This window comes from Lysobacter gummosus, from assembly GCF_001442805.1.
Lineage (GTDB): Bacteria > Pseudomonadota > Gammaproteobacteria > Xanthomonadales > Xanthomonadaceae > Lysobacter > Lysobacter gummosus.
The window spans coordinates 2,943,040-2,960,448 of record NZ_CP011131.1 but is presented as its reverse complement, the minus strand read 5'-3'; the positions used below and the strand labels follow the sequence as shown (position 1 = coordinate 2,960,448).

The 17,409-nt window shown below is 67.8% G+C and carries 13 protein-coding genes; 12 read left to right on the top strand and 1 reads right to left on the bottom strand.

Features of this window, described 5'->3' with window-relative positions; genetic code table 11:
* The first annotated feature begins 217 nt into the window (after positions 1 to 217).
* The 3 genes from LG3211_RS11920 to LG3211_RS11910 all read left to right on the top strand — a co-directional run bounded on the left by LG3211_RS11920 (position 218) and on the right by LG3211_RS11910 (position 4,250).
* Entirely contained in the window at positions 218 to 733 is a 516-nt protein-coding gene (locus LG3211_RS11920) for a hypothetical protein (RefSeq protein ID WP_057943040.1), read from the top strand.
* Between the two features lie 324 nt (positions 734 to 1,057).
* Entirely contained in the window at positions 1,058 to 3,121 is a 2,064-nt protein-coding gene (locus tag LG3211_RS11915; RefSeq protein ID WP_057943039.1) for a peptidoglycan-binding protein, read from the top strand.
* Positions 3,122 to 3,701: 580 nt separating this feature from the next.
* Positions 3,702 to 4,250 (top strand): hypothetical protein, encoded by a 549-nt coding sequence (locus LG3211_RS11910; RefSeq protein WP_057943038.1) that lies wholly within the window; start codon positions 3,702 to 3,704, stop codon positions 4,248 to 4,250.
* Between the two features lie 161 nt (positions 4,251 to 4,411).
* Here LG3211_RS11910 and LG3211_RS26385 read toward each other — a convergent pair whose 3' ends face one another.
* Positions 4,412 to 5,038 (bottom strand): hypothetical protein, encoded by a 627-nt coding sequence (locus LG3211_RS26385; RefSeq protein ID WP_057943037.1) that lies wholly within the window; start codon positions 5,036 to 5,038, stop codon positions 4,412 to 4,414.
* A 364-nt stretch (positions 5,039 to 5,402) separates the two neighbouring features.
* On the opposite strand from LG3211_RS26385, the gene LG3211_RS11900 reads away from it, so the two are divergent.
* From LG3211_RS11900 to LG3211_RS11865, 9 genes are all read left to right on the top strand, one after another.
* Positions 5,403 to 5,738 carry a glycine zipper 2TM domain-containing protein gene (locus tag LG3211_RS11900; protein WP_148648876.1) on the top strand — a complete coding sequence of 112 codons (336 nt, stop codon included), beginning with the start codon at positions 5,403 to 5,405 and terminating at the stop codon, positions 5,736 to 5,738.
* 72 nt (positions 5,739 to 5,810) lie between these two features.
* Complete coding sequence (locus LG3211_RS27460) at positions 5,811 to 5,960, top strand: DUF6053 domain-containing protein (protein ID WP_425479960.1); 150 nt, start codon at positions 5,811 to 5,813, stop codon at positions 5,958 to 5,960.
* Between the two features lie 66 nt (positions 5,961 to 6,026).
* Positions 6,027 to 7,313, top strand: coding sequence for a hypothetical protein (locus LG3211_RS11895; RefSeq protein ID WP_148648875.1), 1,287 nt, complete (start codon positions 6,027 to 6,029; stop codon positions 7,311 to 7,313).
* 96 nt (positions 7,314 to 7,409) lie between these two features.
* Entirely contained in the window at positions 7,410 to 8,501 is a 1,092-nt protein-coding gene (gene alr / locus LG3211_RS11890; RefSeq protein ID WP_057943035.1) for an alanine racemase, read from the top strand.
* A 241-nt stretch (positions 8,502 to 8,742) separates the two neighbouring features.
* Complete coding sequence (locus LG3211_RS11885) at positions 8,743 to 10,389, top strand: S8 family serine peptidase (RefSeq protein WP_057943034.1); 1,647 nt, start codon at positions 8,743 to 8,745, stop codon at positions 10,387 to 10,389.
* 410 nt (positions 10,390 to 10,799) lie between these two features.
* Positions 10,800 to 12,506, top strand: coding sequence for a S8 family serine peptidase (locus LG3211_RS27250; RefSeq protein WP_187313178.1), 1,707 nt, complete (start codon positions 10,800 to 10,802; stop codon positions 12,504 to 12,506).
* Between the two features lie 185 nt (positions 12,507 to 12,691).
* Complete coding sequence (locus LG3211_RS11875; RefSeq protein ID WP_057945434.1) at positions 12,692 to 14,122, top strand: cryptochrome/photolyase family protein; 1,431 nt, start codon at positions 12,692 to 12,694, stop codon at positions 14,120 to 14,122.
* 204 nt (positions 14,123 to 14,326) lie between these two features.
* Positions 14,327 to 15,787 (top strand): WS/DGAT/MGAT family O-acyltransferase, encoded by a 1,461-nt coding sequence (locus LG3211_RS11870; RefSeq protein ID WP_057943032.1) that lies wholly within the window; start codon positions 14,327 to 14,329, stop codon positions 15,785 to 15,787.
* Between the two features lie 865 nt (positions 15,788 to 16,652).
* Positions 16,653 to 17,387 (top strand): YiaD family glycine zipper/OmpA-like lipoprotein, encoded by a 735-nt coding sequence (locus LG3211_RS11865; RefSeq protein ID WP_057943031.1) that lies wholly within the window; start codon positions 16,653 to 16,655, stop codon positions 17,385 to 17,387.
* The last annotated feature ends 22 nt before the right edge of the window (positions 17,388 to 17,409 follow it).

The window sequence follows — 17,409 nt, the reverse complement described above, 5'->3', positions numbered from 1 at the left end:
ATCCGCCTGCGCCGCCCCGCATCGGCCGGGCGGCTGCTGGGGCAGGGCATTGCCGCATTCGCCGGCTAGCCTGCCAACTGATCCAAACTTTCCGCGTTCAAGCCGCCGCCGGTCGGGCCAAGGCCCGCCGTCGCCGCCGGCAGTTGCCGTGTGCAAGGCCGGAACGGTAGCCTTGCCGGTGTTGCTCCAGTTCGTCTGAACTCACACAGGAAGTGTCATGGTCGATTCCCGATTCCGTGCAGGCGCCCGCGCCGCCGCCGTGCTGCTGGCCGCGACCGCGGCGCTGGCCGCGTGCAAGGCGCCCCCGGCACCGGCTGCGCCGAGCGCCGCCGCACCCGCCGCCGCCACGCCTGCACCGGCCGCCACCGTTTCCCAGCAAGGACAGCCCGACATGTCGTCTCTGCAAGATGCGTTGAAGAAGGACATGGCCTACGCCGATCTGCGCAAGCTCGCCCTGGACGGCGGCTGGCAGCCGGTCGTGGACCCGCAGTGCCGGACCCAGGTGGTCGGCCACGACGAACAGACCTGCAAGGAAAACCCGGACCTGGCGATCTGCCGGGCCTGCACCGACATCCCCGAGCTGAGCGCCTACAGCGGCGACGGCTACGCCACCACCCGCTTCAGTCACGATGCGCAGCGCCTGGAAGTCACCAGCTACGGCATGATCGAAGACTGGAACGTGGCCGGCGCGGACTCGCGCCTGCGTGTGACCGAATGGAGTTTCAGCAAATAACACCGGGACGGCCGCGCTGAGCGGCCGCCGGATCGGGCCAGGGCCCGGCGCGCAATCACGCGCCGCCCGCCGGATCAGACTTACACAAGATGTTTCCACCCAGACGTTTCCACCAGACGTTACAGAGGAACCCAGCAAACGCCTGCCAGTGAACCCCGGCAGGTCGCGGTGCAGTCAGGGCCGCAAGCGGTACGGATTAGCAAGGATCCGTGCCGCGAAGTGCAAGTCGGACACCCGTCCCGCTTGCCATGGCCGGAGCTGATTCAGGACGAAACTCTCCGGATACGCCATCCAACCACTTGTCAGTAAACGGAGATTTCCAACATGAGCAATCCACTGAGCGAGCTCCTGGAGCGCGGCGAAGGCGGCTATGGTTCCTATAACCGCGGTCGCGCCGGCGATGCCAACGGACGCACCATCGATTTCTCGCAGATGACCCTGGGCGAACTGCAGCGTCGCCAGCATCTGCCCGCGGGCGATCCCGACCGCCTGTTCGCGGTCGGCAAATACCAGATCATTCCCGGCACCATGGATCTGGCCGTGGCCAGCCTGCGCCTGGACCCGAACCAGCGCGTCACCCCCGAACTGCAGGAGCGGATCTTTTCCGATTACCTGATCTCGCGTAAGCAACCCGGCATCCGCGACTACATCACCGGTCAGCCCGGCGCGAGTTTGCATCGCGCCCAGGATCAGCTGGCCGGCGAATGGGCCAGCGTGGCCGATCCAGACACCGGCCGCAGCCGTTACGGCGGCGTCGGCGGCAATGCCGCCTCGATCTCGGCGCCCGACGCCGGCCGCGCCCTGCAGCAGATGCGCGCCAACTATCAGGAAGCGATCGGCCGCGGCCAGACGCCGGAGCAGGCCTGGCGCACGGTCACCGACGTCGGCCCGACCCGCACTCAGACCCAGACGCCGGCCAATCCGCTGGCCGACGGCGTCCTGAGCCGCAACGAGAGCGGCGAACCGGTGCGTCAGCTGCAGCGCAACTTGAACCAGCTCGGCTTCAAGGACGAGCGCGGACAGGCGCTAGAAACCACCTCCGGCGTCTACGGCGCGCATACCGCGGCCTCGGTGCGCAGCTTTCAGCATGCCAACCATCTGCCGGAAACCGGCGTGGCCGATCGCGCCACTCTGGCGGCGGTGCAGACGCAACTGCAATTGCCCGAAGCCAGCCGCAACCATCCGGCCCCGGCGACGCCGCAGCCGCAGGGCACCGGCCACTGGCCGGCGCCGGGCAACACCACCATCAACCATGCCGACAAGCCGGGCGAAGGACATGGCGAATTCGGCACCTCGCGCGGCGGCGGCGCGCGCACCCACAAGGGCGTGGACATCGTCGGCCGCGAAGGCGACCCGATCCAGGCCTACGGCGGCGGCACCGTGCACGTGAAACCCAACAACGGCGCGGCCGGCAACATGGTCAGCATCGACCACGGCAACGGCGTCACCACGGTCTACATGCACATGCGCGACATCAACGTGCGCGACGGCCAGCATGTCGAGCCCGGCCAGCAGATCGGCACCATGGGCCGCACCGGCAACACGCCGCGTCAGGGCGACACCCACCTGCACTTCGAGTATCGCGTCAACGGCGTCGCGGTCGATCCGATGCAGCACCTGACCGTGCCCGGCCGCGGCCAGACCACGCCGGCCGCTCCGACCACGCCGGCACCGACGCCGGCGACCCGCGACGCGATGGCCGACGGCGTGCTGCGCCAGGGCGAACGCGGCGCCGACGTGCGCGGCCTGCAGCAGTCCCTGAACCAGCTCGGCGTGCGCGACGAGCGCGGCCAGCCGCTGGAAACCCGTTCGGGCATCTACGGCGAACACACCGCCGGCGCGGTGCGCAATTTCCAGAGCGCGCACAATCTGGAACCGACCGGCATCGCCGATCAGCGCACCCTGGACGCGATCGGCCGGCAACTGCCGCAGGGCCGGGTGACCGCCAACGCCGAGGTCAACGCACCGACCGCAACGCCGGCCGCGCCGCAGAGCACGGCTCCGGCGGCGCCGTCGCCGACGCCGGGCACACCGCCGGCCCCGCGCGAAGCCGCTGCCGGCCCGTTGATCACCGATGCCTCGCATCCCAACCATGCGCTGTACACCGCCATCGGCCGGCAGATGCCGGGCGCGCGTCCGGAAGCCGTCGCCAACGTCACCTTGCAGGCGATGGAGAACGGCATGACCCGCCCGGACCAGGTCGGCACCGTGTGGAAGAACGGCAGCGATGTGCTGGTGCAAGGTTCGACCCCCGGCTTCCACGTGCGCGTGGACACCCAGGCGCCGACCCCGCCGATGCAGCAGATGAGCGACCACATGGCCAAGCAGAGCCAGCAGCACGACCAGGAGCAGCAACAGCGCCAGCAGTTGGCGGCTCCGGGGCGTTGATGGCTTGGATCGGATGAGCCTGACGATTGTCGGGCTTCGCAGGCGGCTCTCGGCTGCCTGTTGATCGATCCTCATCCGCACGAGACAACCGGCCCCGCTTCGGCGGGGCCGGTTGTTGTTGGGCTCGGTATTGCTCGCGTAAGAGCCGGCTCAAAGCTTCTGCTTCGGGCGCCGCTTTTTTTGTTCGTCATTCCCGCGAAAGCGGGCTCCGCTTTACTTTGGCGAAGCCGAGCATCCAAAGGCTTCAGCGCCATCTCTCCAGTCCGTCATTCCCGCGGAGGCGGGGATCCAGAGACTTCAGCGCGATCCTTTCAGATCGTCATTCCCGCGAACGCGGGAATCCAGTGAGTTCAGGCGTTCTCGCACGAAAGGCGCTGGATTCCCGCGTTCGCGGGAATGACGAGCAAAAAAAACGGCGCCCGAAGCAGAAACTTTGAACCGGCTCTTACACGCCGGCTCACACGAACTCCCGCCAACCACACTGCGATCTCGCGCACCGTTTGCGCAAGATCGGCATGCGCCCGATCGCGGTACGATGCTCCTCGCCGCCAACCCCCGCCATGCAGTCGTGAGGACCCCCGTGAGCAATCCGCTGAGCGCACTGATCGAACGCGGCTCGGGCGGATACGGCGCCTTCAATCGCGGCCGCAGCGGCGATTCGCAGGGACAGCGCATCGACTTCTCGCGCCTGACCTTGCGCCAGGTGCAGAACCTGCAGCATCTGCCGCGCAACGATCCCGACCGCCTGTTCGCGATCGGCAAATACCAGCTCATTCCATCCAGCGTCGATCTCGCCGTGCGCGCGCTCAAGCTCGATCCCGTGCAAGCCTTCGACCCGCAATTGCAGGAGCGGATCTTTTCCGAGTACCTGATCGTGCGCAAACGCGCGTCCGTGCACGCCTACATCGCCGGCCGCGACGGCGCGACCGTACAACAGGCGCTGGCGCAGCTCGCCGCCGAATGGGCCTACCTGGGCGGCACGCCGGCCGATGCGTCCGCGATCGCGATCCCCGCCGACGAGGTCGCGCAGGCGCTGGAGCAGATGCGCGCGCAGTACGCGGAGGCGATCGGACGCGGGCTCGCCGGCAAGCAGGCGTGGGCCCTGGTGACTTCGGTGGATGGCGAATGACGGGGTGAGGCGACGGCTTGCGTGCAAGCCGGAATGCCGTTCGCCCGTACAAAAGAAAAGCCCCGCTGCGACGCGGGGCTTTTCATTAGCGAGTCGATGAGCCGCGGCGCCGCTCTGCGCCGGCGCTTGCGACCGCCGGACTCAACCGGCCCGAATGCCGCTCAAGTGCAAGGACCTTCCCAAGCCAGGCGCCGTTCGGCTCCGCTCGCATCCTTGATCACGAAGCACTGCTCGGCGTCGGACTGGGCAAAGCTCGGCAGCTTCGGGCAATCGACCATCTTCGCCGTGTCGTACAGCGAGGCCGCCTGGCTGGTGATCGGTTCGACCGTGCCGGAGGCATCGGTGGCGAAGGCGCCGCGCTGCCACTTGTCGTCCACCCGGAACTGCAGTCGCTGCCCGTCCAGGCCGATCAGATCCGAGCCCATCGGTTTGCCCCAACGGGTCAGCTCCTGGCCCTTGGCATCGAACTCGACCACCGAGTCGGGCAGCAGCCACGGGTCCGACAGCGGAATCGAGTCGACCTTGACGATCGGGTAGCGGCCGCAGCCGTCTTCGCCCCAATCGACGATGCGCGGGTCCTTCGACTCTTCGCTCTTGGCAGCGAAGGAGAACTGGTAAACCGGCTTGGCCGCCGGTGCCGCGGCGGGCGCAGGCGCGGGCTGCGCGGCCGGTTCCGTATTCGCGGCGGGCGCGGGCGTCGCCGCCGGCGCGGCGGTGTCGGAGGGCGCGCCGGCCTTGCAGGCGGCGAGCACGAGGCAGAGCGTCATGGCCGGGATCGAGCGATTCATTCGCGGGAACTCCTTGTTGCAGCGCGTTGGTCGTGTGAGCGGTCGGGCAGGGTGGCGGCATCGCAAGCGCGACCTGCCGATGCGGCGAATCATAGGTCAGTTTCGCCGCATCACGAATGGGGCCTCGGCGCTCGCGCGAGGCCTCCCGGCCCCGTTCGATGGCGGAAGAAGCCGTCGCGAGCGATTATTGACCTCGCGCACGCTATGAAGTTTTGTTGCATGCAACCGGTTTCTTGCATGCGCCCGTTCAGCCAGTTCGGGCTAGCCTGCGTCCGCGGTGCGTGGGTTCGTCCACGGATTGACGCGTTGATGACGAGTCGCGGCGCATCGTAGCCATTGCCCCCCAACTCCATCGGTGAGTTATATGAATTCCAATATCAAGACCATGATCGCCGCCGTACTGATGTCCTGCGTCATGGTGACCGGCGCCGCGGGCGCTCAGTCCAAGTCGTCCAAGAAGACCCCGCATTGCTACAACGTCGAAGTGCAGCGTCCGAAGCAGATCAAGGACCAGCACAAGATCGCCGGCACGGCGATCGGCGCGGTGGCCGGCGGCCTGCTGGGCAACCAGGTCGGCGGCGGCAACGGCAAGAAGCTCGCGACCGCAGCCGGTGCCGTGGGCGGCGCGTTCGCCGGCCGTAAGATCCAGGAACACCAGCAGAACAAGACCGAGACCGTGATCGAGCGCCGCTGCGACTGATTCGCGGCTTCCGGCCGCAAGGTCCGGACGCAAACAAGAAGCCGCGCGTGGTTCGCCACGCGCGGTTTTTTTATGGGAGGGTCATCAGGCCCGATGCTTTATCGCGGTTCTTTCGCCACCGCAGCCGTTTTTGTGGGAGGGCCTTCAGGCCCGATGCTTTCGGCTCAGTTCGCCGCGCGCACTCAAATCCGCGATACCCAGCCCGACCCGGCGCATCTTTAGATCTTTCGCGACCATCCCAGCCGAACTCGGTCAGACTGAGCCCTGGACATGGAAGACGAATCGACAATGGCATCCACGATCGCCCGTTGGCTAGGGATTTCCGCACTGGTGTTCGCCTGCGCCGCGAGCCCCGCGCAGGCCGCGCCGCCGCTGGATCAAGCCGCCCTGGAGCTGGCGAGCGGCAACGAGGACGCCGACTGGCGCATCGTCGAAGCCACCGGCGTCTACGAGGCCCTGGGCAACGCACACGCGCTGGCCGAAGGCATCACCGCGCCGAACGGCCTGGTCCGGCTCAGTCCCGCGCAACTGCGCACACTGCGCGAGCGCTACCTGCGAATCGAGAAAGCGGGCGAGGCAGCGACGGGCCCGCGCCTATGGCTGGTGGTCAACTCCAACCCCAAGCCGATCGCACCGCGCTGGTCGGTACGGCTGATGCACCGCGACGGCGGCGTCGACAGCATGCGTGCGGCACGCCCGCTGGATGAACTATGGGATGAGGCCGGCGCCTGGCGCATCGTCGCCACGAACGAAGACCTGGCCCGCCGGCCCGAAGCGATCGCCAACGCCGCCGCATCCGCGCCGATCCTGCAAGGCCGGCAGGCAGACGCCATCGCCATCGGCGAAGCCGAGCAAACACAACTGTGGCAGGCCCAACAAAGCGCCCGTCCGGGCAGGCTGTGGCTGATCACCGATTGCTGCATCGGCCCGGTCGGCTGGCAATGGGCCGTGCTCGATGTCCACGGCCGGCCGTCGCCCAAGCCGGAGCTGCGCTCGCCGCTGCCGGCAACCCTCGATCCGGTCGCCGCCTCGGCCTACGCCGACTGGGTGCAGCGCTTCACGGCCGATTATTCGGCCTCGGCCAAGCGCGACGGCGAAGGCGAAGACGGCATCGCCCGCGCCTTTGCTCACTCGGTTGCGCCCGACAGCCTCGCTTTGGCCTATCTGCGCGAACTCGCCGGACAACGGCAACTGCACGGCGCATCGGTGCACGCGCAGATCGCCACCGCCGCGCCCGGCCGCGTCGTCGCGGAAGTGATCGGCGGCAGCGTGTTCGCCGGATCGGCGGGGCGTCACCCAGGCGCGGACTTTGGCCCGGCCCTGCCGGCGAAGGAATCGTTCGAAGGCGTCTACATCTGGTTCTCCGGCGACGACGAAGGCAAGCGCCCGATCCGGTCCGCGCTGCAATCGAAATGGCGGCGCGACGCCCTGCGCGTTCCGGCCGAGGGCCGCGTCGAGCGCGACGCGTTCCCACTGCTGATCTTCCGCCGCATCGGCGGCAAGCTGTATCTGGCCGCGTTTACCCGCGAATTCCAGGCCGTCGTCGAACCGCTCTATCAGCAGCAATGGTTCTGACTCCGGCGCGTCGCGCGGTTTGCACAGCGTGCCGCCTCGGCCCGACTTCACATTGGGCTCATAGGCCGGGCAGGGGCCTTCGCTAGACTAGGCGCCATGGCACGACCGACTTGCGCAAACATCCACACCGACGCTCTGCGTCATAACCTCGCCCAGGCCCGGGCGCTGGCTCCGCACAGCCGGGTGATGGCCGTGGTCAAGGCCGACGGCTACGGCCACGGGCTCGAACGCGTCGCGCGCGCGCTCGAAGGCGCCGACGCGTTCGGCGTGGCCGCGCTGTCGGACGCGGACCGCCTGCGCGCGGCCGGGCTGTCGCAGCCCATCGTGCTGTTGTCGGGCTTCGACGAGGCCGACGATCTGCCGCAACTGCGCCGCCTCGGCGTGGAGACGGTGGTCCACCACATCAGCCAGATCGAAATGCTGGAGCAGGCCGCGCCGGGCGATCCGATCCGTTGCTGGCTCAAGGTCGACAGCGGCATGCACCGGCTCGGCTTCGCCCCCGAACAGGTGCGCGAGGCCTATGCGCGCCTGAGCGAAGCGGCCAGCGTCGCCGACGGCATCGTGCTGATGAATCACTTCGCCAGCTCCGACGAGTTCGACGGCAACTCGCCCGGCAGCCGCCAGACCCGCGAGCAGTTGGCGGCCTTCGCCGCCGCCACCGAGGGCTTGCGCGGCGTGCGCTCGCTGTCCAATTCCGCCGCCGTGCTCGGCTGGCCCGAAGCCCACGCCGACTGGATTCGTCCCGGCGGCCTGTTGTACGGCATCAGCGCGGTGGAAGGCCGCACCGGCGCCGACTTCGGCCTGCGCCCGGCGATGACCCTGTCCACGCGCCTGATCGCGGTCAACCGCGTACGCAAGGGCGAACGCATCGGCTACGCCGCGACCTGGCAAGCGCCGCAGGACATGCTGATCGGCGTGGCCGCGATCGGCTACGGCGACGGCTACCCGCGCGCCGCGCCTTCGGGCACGCCGCTGCGCGTGGCCGGCCACGACACCCAGGTCATCGGCCGGGTGTCGATGGATCTGATGACCATCGACCTGCGCGGCGTCCCCGCGGCCAAGGTCGGCGATCCGGTCGAGTTGTGGGGGCCCGAGCTGCCGGTCGAGCGCATCGCGCAGATCAGCGGCACGATCGGTTACGAGCTGACCTGTTCGATCACTCGCCGGGTGCGTTTCGTCGAAGCTTGAGCGTCGGCGGCGTTCGGCGCGGCGCATTCGCGGCACCGTGAACCAGGTCTGGAAAATCCCTCGCCGATAGCGACCCTTGCTCTTGCAAGCACTTTTCTTGTGCCTGGCCGTTCAGCCGGCTCAGGAAAATCCTGCGGGCGGGGTAGGGAGGCAACGCTTTGAGACCGTTAGCAATGAGATCGGGCGACGCCCGATGGCGGCTCCGACCGGAGTCCGGCCGATCATTGCATTCGGGGTTTCGATGAAGCAGAGCAAGTTGATGTGCGCGCTGGGACTGGGTCTGGCCACCATGATCGCGTCGGCCGCGAGCGCGGCCCAGGAAGGTCCCAACCCGAACCGCGTATGGGTCAAGTTCAAGTCCGTCAACGCCGCCGGCTCGGCATCCGCGCGCGGCGCCGTGGCCGCGCCGAACCTCGGCCAGCGCATCCAGGCCCTGCGCAGCAAGCTCGGCGCGGCCAAGGCCGGCGATGCGGTGCTCAACTACCAGTTCGACCGCATCAACGCCGCGGTGATGACCCTGGCCTCGCCCGAGGCGGTCAAGGCGCTGCGCGCCAACCCCGACGTGGAATCGGTCGAGATCGACCAGCCGCGTTACCTGCAGGCCCAGAGCGTGCCCTACGGCATCGACCAGGTGCAGGCGCGCGATGCCTGGGACGCCAACCGCGACGGCGTCATCGACACCGGCGCCGCCACCGGCGCGGGCATCAAGGTCTGCATCATCGACTCGGGCCTCAACAAGAACCACGAAGAATTCGCCGGCCTGACCATCACCGGCTATCCGACCGGCTGGGACACCGACACCTGCGGGCACGGCACCCACGTCGCCGGCACCATCGCCGCGGCCAACAACAGCGCCGGCGTGGTCGGCGTGAGCCCGGGCAAGGTCTCGCTGCACATCGTGAAGATCTTCGGCAGCAACGGCTACAACGGCGGCGAACACGGCCAGTGCTCGTGGACCTATTCCTCGACCCTGGCCGATGCCGCGCAGCGCTGCCAGGCCGCCGGCGCCAAGGTCATCAACATGAGCCTGGGCGGCCCCAACTCCAGCATCACCGAACGCACCGCGTTCCAGACCGTGGCCGACGCCGGCGTGCTCAGCATCGCCGCGGCCGGCAACGACGGCAACAACACCCAGAGCTATCCGGCCGGCTACAGCAGCGTGGTGTCGGTGGCGGCGGTGGACTCGGCCAACGTCAAGGCCGGCTTCTCCCAGTTCACGCCCAAGGTCGAACTGGCCGCGCCGGGCGTAGATGTGCAGAGCACCTATCCGCTCAAGAACGACCCGCTGACCGTCGGCACCTCCAGCTTCGCCGCGACCCCGGTCGCCGGTTCCAAGCAGGCCACCGCCAGCGCCGCCTGGGTCAACGGCGGGCTGTGCCAGACCTCGTCGAGCACCTGGCGCAACAAGATCGTGGTCTGCCAGCGCGGCACCAACACCTTCCTGGACAAGATCACCAAGGCCAAGAGCGGCCGCGCCGCGGGCGTTGTGATCTACAACAACGTAGACGGCGCCTTGAACATCGGCCTGTACACCGGCACCGCGCCGAACCTGAGCCCGACCACCACGACCCTGCCGGCGGTGGGCATCAGCAAGGCCGACGGCGAATACCTCGTCGCCAACCTGGCGGGCCAGACCGCGACCGTGGATGCCACCCCGTCGGTGGCCAACAATGCCTACCAGACCATGAGCGGTACCTCGATGGCTACCCCGCATGTGGCCGGCTCGGCCGCCGTGGTGTGGAGCGCCAAGCCCACCGCGACCGCACAGCAGGTGCGCGACGCGCTCGACGCCACCGCGCTGGACATCGACGCGGCCGGCCGCGACGACAACACCGGCTGGGGGCTGGTGCAAATTCCGGCGGCGATCGCCGAGTTGCAAGCGCAGTAAACGCGTAGTTCGGTTCGAACCAGGAAACGGGGGCCTTCGTGGCCCCCGTTTTTTCTGCAACGTCCGATCGGCTGGCGTGCGCGAGCGGCCGTATGGACGCGCACGCGCGCGTTGGCGCCGGGTTTCCGTGGAGCCGAGCCGGCAAATGCATCCGGAAAATTTCGCGGAGGCCACTAATTGCGTGTCCGAGCGGCTTGCCGTTTGCCGTCGAATTCATCGCCAGTCCGCCTCAGCTCGCTCGGACACGCAAGTTCCGTGCATTCCATCAGTTGGGACAAGTCCGAAAAGCCAGCGACGCCGTAGGGGGCGCAGGCCGCGCCGTCGTTTTCGTCCTCGACCCGGCCGCATCCGTCAACGGATGCGTATCGGCCGGGCGCAACCTCCTTCACAAAAGCTCAGGGGACGACACGATGAAGCAGACCAGGCTGGCAGGTGCGATGTGTGTGGCGTTGGCCACGATGTGCGTCGCGGGTGCGACGCAGGCCGAAAACGCTACCGGCGCGAAGCGGGTGTGGATCCAGTTCAAGGAAACGCCGGCAGCGGTGCCCAAGCTGTCCACCGACCCCAAGGCGATGCTCGACCAGATCGCCGCGATCGTGGGCCAGGCGCACGAACGCATGAACGCCAACGTGCGCGGCGTGAATGCGCGGCTGGCCCAGCGCAAGTTCGGCCAGGCGAAGCAGCACTATCTGTTCGAAGGGCTCAACAAGGCGGTGCTGACCCTGCCGTCGGCCGCGGCGATGGAGGATCTGCGCAAGGATCCTTCCGTGGAGTCGATCGAGATCGATCCGGAGCGCTATCTGCTGGCGCAGGACACGCCGTGGGGCGTCAATCAGATCCAGGCCAGCGCGACCTGGGACGCCGACGGCGACGGCGCGATCGACGCCGGCGCACCGACCGGCGAGGGCATCAAGGTGTGCGTGATCGATTCGGGCCTCAAGCGCTCGCACGAGGATCTGGCCGGGGTCGCGATCACCGGCATCAACAATCCCAACGCCACCGAGGGCTGGGATACCGACACGTGCGGCCACGGCACTCACGTCGCCGGCACCATCGCCGCGGCCAACAACGACACCGGCGTGGTCGGCGTGAGCCCGGGCAAGGTGGCGTTGCATATCATCAAGCGGTTCGCCGGTGCCGGCTGCAAGCAGGCCAGCTATGCCTCCGACACCGTCGCGGGGGTCAAGCAATGTGAGGCCGCCGGAGCCAAGGTCGTCAATATGAGCCTGGGCGGGGCGATATCCTCGAGCACCGAGAAGAGAGAATTGCAGGCGGCGGCCGATCGCGGCGTGCTGGTCGTCGCGGCGGCCGGCAACTGGGCCTTGTCCGGAGCGCCCAGCCTGTTCGGCACCACCCCGCCGAACCCGCTGGGGTACCCCGCGTCCTATCCCAGCGTGCTGTCGGTGGCGTCGGTCGACGTCAACAACCAGCGCGCGCCGGACTCCGAGTTCAACAGCGAGATCGACCTGGCCGCGCCGGGCGTGGGCGTGCGCAGCCTGGGCCTGGCCAAGAGCGAGCCGCTGCTGGTCGGCAACTCCAGCATGCCGGCCGACGTCTTCACCGGTTCGGCAGGTACCAGCGCCAGCGCCGGTTGGGTCGACGGCGGTCTGTGCAAGGCTTCGTCGGCTACGTTCAAGAACAAGGTCGTGCTGTGCCAGCGCGGCGAGATCAATTTCGGCGTCAAGGCCAGCAACGCGAAATCGGGCGGCGCGCTCGGCGTGGTGATCTACAACAATGTCGACGGCCAGCTCAGTGCCGGACTGTTCAACGCCAGCGGGACGGCGATCACCCTGACCATTCCGGTGGTCGGCATCAGCAAGGCCGACGGTGAAGCTATCCTGGCCCGCATGGCAGGACAGGTCGCCACGGTCGACGGCAAGTTGACGGTCAACGACAGCTCGTATGCCTACAGGAGCGGTACCTCGATGGCGTCGCCGCACGTGGCCGGCGCGGCCGCGGTCGTGTGGAGCGCACGCCCGACCGCGACGGCCCAGCAGGTTCGCAATGCCTTGCTGACCACCGCGAAGGACATCGACGTTGCCGGCCGCGACGACAACACCGGTTGGGGCCTGGTCCAGATCAAGGCCGCGATCGAGGAGCTCAAGCGCGCGCCGTAATCCGTCCAGAGCGGTCCGAATCCGCGGGACGGCAGGCCGGCCCCGATGGACTGAGCGTCGAGCCGGAATCGCCGCTTCCTCAGGGAAGCGGCGATTTTTCTTTCCGGGCGCACGGATTGCCCATGCCGATGCCGTCGACGCCGGCCGCGACGGCATACTGAGTGCCCGTCGAGCGCGCCGCCCCGATGCCCGTAGCCCCACCTCTCGCCCTGGTCTGGTTCCGCGACGACCTGCGCCTGGCCGACAACCCGGCCTTGCGCGCGGCGCTGGACGCCGGCTACGTCCCGGTGCCGATCTACATCCATGCGCCGGACGAACACGGCACCTGGCGACCCGGCGCCGCCTCCGACGCGTGGCGGCATCGCTCGCTGGCCGCGCTCGACACCGACCTGCGCAAGCGCGGCTCGCACCTGCGCCGGTTCTTCGGCCCCAGCCTGACCACGCTGCAATCGCTGATGCTGGCCACCGACGCCCAGGCGGTGTTCTGGAATCGCCGCTACGAGCCCTACATCGAAAAGCGCGACACCAAGATCAAGCAGGCGCTGCGGCGCATGGGCCTGGAGGTGGAGAGCTACAACGGCGCGCTGATGTTCGAACCATGGACGCTGCGCACCAAGCAGGGCGGGCCGTTCAAGGTGTTCACGCCGTTCTGGCGCTCGGCGCTGGCGAATTGGAAGGACGAGCCGCTGTGGGAGCCGCCGGCATCGCTGCCCGACACCCGCGAAGGCCCCGAGGGCGTGCCGCTGGCGGCGCTCAAGCTCTCGCCGCAACGCGGCTGGGCGGAGACCTTCTGGGAACACTGGACGCCCGGCGAAGCCGGCGCGCACGCGGCGCTGGAGACGTTCGTGGACGGCGCCTTGCGCGGCTATGCGAGCCAACGCGACCGGCCCGACCGGGTCGGCACCTCGCGGCTGTCGCCGCATCTGCATTTCGGCGAGATCGCGCCGTGGCGCGCGGCCGCGGTGTTGCAGCGCGAGCGCAACGCCGGCAACGCGCGCGATGTCGAATCGGCGATTCGCGAACTGGGTTGGCGCGAATTCGCTCATCACCTGCTGCATCATTTTCCGGATACGCCGGAGCAGAACTTCAATCCGCGCTTCACCGACTTCGCCTGGGCGCGACTGTCGCAGCCGAAGTTGGAGGCGTGGCAGCAGGGACTGACCGGCGTGCCGATCGTCGATGCCGGCATGCGCGAACTATGGGCCACCGGCTGGATGCACAACCGCGTGCGCATGATCGTCGCCAGCTACCTGACCAAGCACCTGCGCTATCACTGGCGTCACGGTGCGCGCTGGTTCTGGGACACGCTGGTCGACGCCGACCTGGCCAGCAACACCCTGGGCTGGCAGTGGGTGGCCGGCACCGGCGCGGATGCGGCGCCGTATTTCCGCGTGTTCAATCCGGTGACGCAGGCGGAGAAGTTCGATCCCGACGGCGACTACATCGCCCGTTGGGTGCCCGAACTCGCCGCGTTGCCGGCGCCGTTGCGGCATGCGCCGTGGCGCGATCCGCAGGCGTTGCGCCGGGCCGCGCCGGACTATCCGCCGCAGCCGCTGGTGGATCTGGGAGCCGGACGCGATGCGGCGTTGGAGGCGTATCGCAAGTTGCGGGATTGAGGCGGGACTTGGGACTTGGGACTTGGGACTTGGGAATCGGGAATCGGGAATCGGGAATCGGGAATCGGGAATCGCAAGAGCGAAGCACATGCTTGCTCGTGTTGCATGCGTACCGCGTAATGCTTTGCGAGTCCCAAATCCCGAGTCCCGCGTTGACCCGCCCGCAACCGCGTGATTCACTCGCCGGACACGTTGGGAGGACGCATGGCCAAGGCTGAATCGGATGCACCGCCGCGCAAGCGCGCGCGCCGCGAAGCGATGTCGCGGGTCGATACCGCATGGTTGCGGATGGAACGTCCGACCAATCCGATGATGATCACCGGCGTGCTGATGTTCGCCGAGCCGATGTCGGTCGACGCGCTCAAGCGGGTGATCAAGCAGCGTTTCCTCGCCTACGCCCGGTTCCGCCAGAAGGCCGTGGACACCGCCGGCGGCGCCTATTGGCAGACCGACGACGACCTGGATCTCGACTGGCATGTGCAACACACCGCGCTGCCCGGACGTGGCGGCAAGCGCGTGCTGGAGCGTTTCGTCAGCCAGCTCGCGTCCAGCCCGCTCGATGGCAGCCGGCCGCTGTGGCAGTTCCATCTGATCGAGCGCTACAACGGCGGCTCGGCGCTGGTCGCGCGCATTCACCACAGCTATGCCGACGGCATCGCCCTGGTGCAGGTGCTGCTGTCGCTGACCGACACCACCGCGCAGCCGGCCAAGGGCAGCGACCTGGCCCATGCCTGGCTCAAGCAGGACGGCGCCGATGTCGCCCGCCGCGTCGGCGCGGTCGATCGCTACATGAAGCTGGGCAGCCGCGCGATCGAAAAAGGCATGGAGATGTACCGCGACCCGACCCTCGCTGCGATGCTGGCGAAGGAGGGCGGGGAGATCGCCCGCGAACTGTTGCATGCGCTGTCGCTGTCCGACGATCCGCCGTCGATGCTGCGCGGCAAGCTCGGCGTGTCCAAGCGCGTGGCCTGGGCCGAGCCGCTGGATCTGGAAGAAGTCAAAGCGGTCGGCCGCGCCTGCGACTGCACCGTCAACGACGTGCTGATGGCGACCGCGGCCGGCGCGCTGCGCAGCTACATGATCGAACGCGGCGATCAGGTCGACGGCATGACGCTGCGCGCGACCGTGCCGGTCAACCTGCGTCCGCTGGAGCATGCGCGCAAGCTCGGCAATCACTTCGGCCTGGTGTTCCTGGATCTGCCGGTGGGCGAGGGCAATCCGATCCGTCGCGTGGAGCGGGTCGCCGAGTGCATGAATAATCTTAAGAATTCACGCCAAGCCATTGTTGCATTTGGACTTTTGGCTGCGCTCGGCATGGCGCCAGCGCAGGTACAGGGCTTGGCGCTGGAGTTGTTCAGCCGCAAGGCCACCGCGGTGGCGACCAACGTACCCGGGCCGCAGCAGCCGCTGTACATGGCCGGCTGCCGTCTGGACGAGATGATGTTCTGGGTTCCGCAGACCGGTTCGATCGGCGTGGGCATTTCGATCCTGAGCTACAACGGCCGGGTCCACTTCGGCCTGATCGCCGACGGCAAGCTGATCCCCGATCCCGACGCGGTCATCAGCCGCTTCGGCGCCGAGTTCGACAAGCTGCTGTATCTGGCGCTGATGGGCAATTGGGATGTGACGCTGGATGCGGAAGGCGCCGATGCGTTGATGGTTTGAGGGGGGGGGTCGGGAATGGAACCTCGATTCGGGCGTCGGGCCACGTACCCGGGTCTCGTCGTAACCCACCAGCGGTCACTCGTCCTGACGTATTTCCCGTTCTTGTCCTGCCTTCACTCATCGCAACCCACCAACCTTCAATCGCACCCACCTACCGTCATTCCCGCGAACGCGGGCTCCGCTTTGCTTCGGCGCAGCCGAACATCCGGGGACTTTCGTGCGAGAACGTTTGAAGTCGCTGGATTCCCGCGTTCGCGGGAATGACGACCTGGAAGGATCGCGCTGAAGTCTCTGGATGTTCGGCAACGCCGAAGTAAAGCGGAGCCCGCGTTCGCGGGAATGACGACTTGGAAGGGGCGCGCGGAAGTCTCTAAATTCCCGCCTTCGCGGGAATGACGACCTGAGAGTTGACGCTTAAGGCCCGGATTGAACCCGCCAGATCCACAGGTACTTTCCTACCGTCATTCCCGCGAACGCGGGAATCCAGGGCCTTTCGTGCGAGAACGTTTGAAGTCTCTGGATGTTCGGCTACGCCGAAGCGTTCGCGGGAAAGATGGCGCTGCACTCTCTGGATGTTCGGCTGCGCCGAAGTAAAGCGGAGCCCGCGTTCGCGGGAATGACGGTAGGTGGGTTGCGAGGAGTGACCGTGGGTGAGTACGCCGATCCAGCTTCGCGATGACACAGATCAGTGCCGCGGCCCCCTTGCGAGAACAACTACAGCCGGGCGCGCAGCCACCCGATCCCCAATTCCGTATCGCATCCCCAATTCCGTACCGCCGCCTGAACAGGCCCGGGCCCTCGTCACTCGCCACCAACGGCGGCGTGATTAGCTTGTCTGCGCTCCGCCACACAGACGAGGAATCCCATGAAGACCCAGCTCAAACTCGCCCTCGCGGCTTCCGCGATGACCGCGCTGCTCGCCGGTTGCGCCACCGGTGGCGGCGGTTACTACGGCGGCCAGCAGCCGTATCCCAATAACCAGTATCCGCAGGGCCAGAACCCGCCGCCGCAACAGCAGGGCGGGATGAGCCGCACGCAGAAGGGCGCGCTGATCGGCGCCTTGGCCGGCGTTGCCGCCGGTCTGCTCAGCGGCGACGACGCCACCGAACGCCGCCAGCGCGCCCTGATCGGCGCCGGTGTCGGCGGCCTGGCCGGCGGCGCGATCGGCAACTACCAGGACCGCCAGGAACGAGCCCTGCGCGAGCGCATGTCGGGCACCGGCGTGGACGTGGTCCGCCAGGGCGACAACATCACCCTCAACATGCCCAGCAACATCACCTTCGCTTTCAACAGCGCCAACCTGGATCCGCAGTTCTATTCGGTGCTCGACAACGTCGCCAGCACGCTCACCGAATATAACCAGACCATCGTCGAGGTCGCCGGCCACACCGACAGCATCGGCTCCGACGCGGTCAACCAGCGCCTGTCCGAGCAACGCGCGGCCAGCGTCGGCAATTACCTGATGTCGAAGGGACTGGTGCGCGACCGCTTCATTCTCACCGGCGCCGGCAAGACCCGCCCGATCGCGAGCAACGACACCGAACAGGGCCGGGCGCAGAATCGCCGTGTCGAAATCACCCTGGTGCCGGTGCGCTCCTGAGGCATCGGCCGCGATATCGATC

Excerpts from the sequence above, each read along its gene's own strand:
- LG3211_RS27460 (WP_425479960.1), top strand. The coding sequence starts at position 5,811 with ATGGGAGGGTCATCAGGCCCGATGCTTTATCGCGGTTCTTTCGCCACC.
- LG3211_RS11895 (WP_148648875.1), top strand. The coding sequence starts at position 6,027 with ATGGCATCCACGATCGCCCGTTGGCTAGGGATTTCCGCACTGGTGTTC.
- LG3211_RS11900 (WP_148648876.1), top strand. The coding sequence starts at position 5,403 with ATGAATTCCAATATCAAGACCATGATCGCCGCCGTACTGATGTCCTGC.
- LG3211_RS11915 (WP_057943039.1), top strand. The coding sequence starts at position 1,058 with ATGAGCAATCCACTGAGCGAGCTCCTGGAGCGCGGCGAAGGCGGCTAT.
- LG3211_RS11870 (WP_057943032.1), top strand. The coding sequence starts at position 14,327 with ATGGCCAAGGCTGAATCGGATGCACCGCCGCGCAAGCGCGCGCGCCGC.
- alr (WP_057943035.1), top strand. The coding sequence starts at position 7,410 with ATGGCACGACCGACTTGCGCAAACATCCACACCGACGCTCTGCGTCAT.
- LG3211_RS11885 (WP_057943034.1), top strand. The coding sequence starts at position 8,743 with ATGAAGCAGAGCAAGTTGATGTGCGCGCTGGGACTGGGTCTGGCCACC.
- LG3211_RS11865 (WP_057943031.1), top strand. The coding sequence starts at position 16,653 with ATGAAGACCCAGCTCAAACTCGCCCTCGCGGCTTCCGCGATGACCGCG.
- LG3211_RS26385 (WP_057943037.1), bottom strand. The coding sequence starts at position 5,038 with ATGAATCGCTCGATCCCGGCCATGACGCTCTGCCTCGTGCTCGCCGCC.
- LG3211_RS11920 (WP_057943040.1), top strand. The coding sequence starts at position 218 with ATGGTCGATTCCCGATTCCGTGCAGGCGCCCGCGCCGCCGCCGTGCTG.
- LG3211_RS11875 (WP_057945434.1), top strand. The coding sequence starts at position 12,692 with ATGCCCGTAGCCCCACCTCTCGCCCTGGTCTGGTTCCGCGACGACCTG.
- LG3211_RS27250 (WP_187313178.1), top strand. The coding sequence starts at position 10,800 with ATGAAGCAGACCAGGCTGGCAGGTGCGATGTGTGTGGCGTTGGCCACG.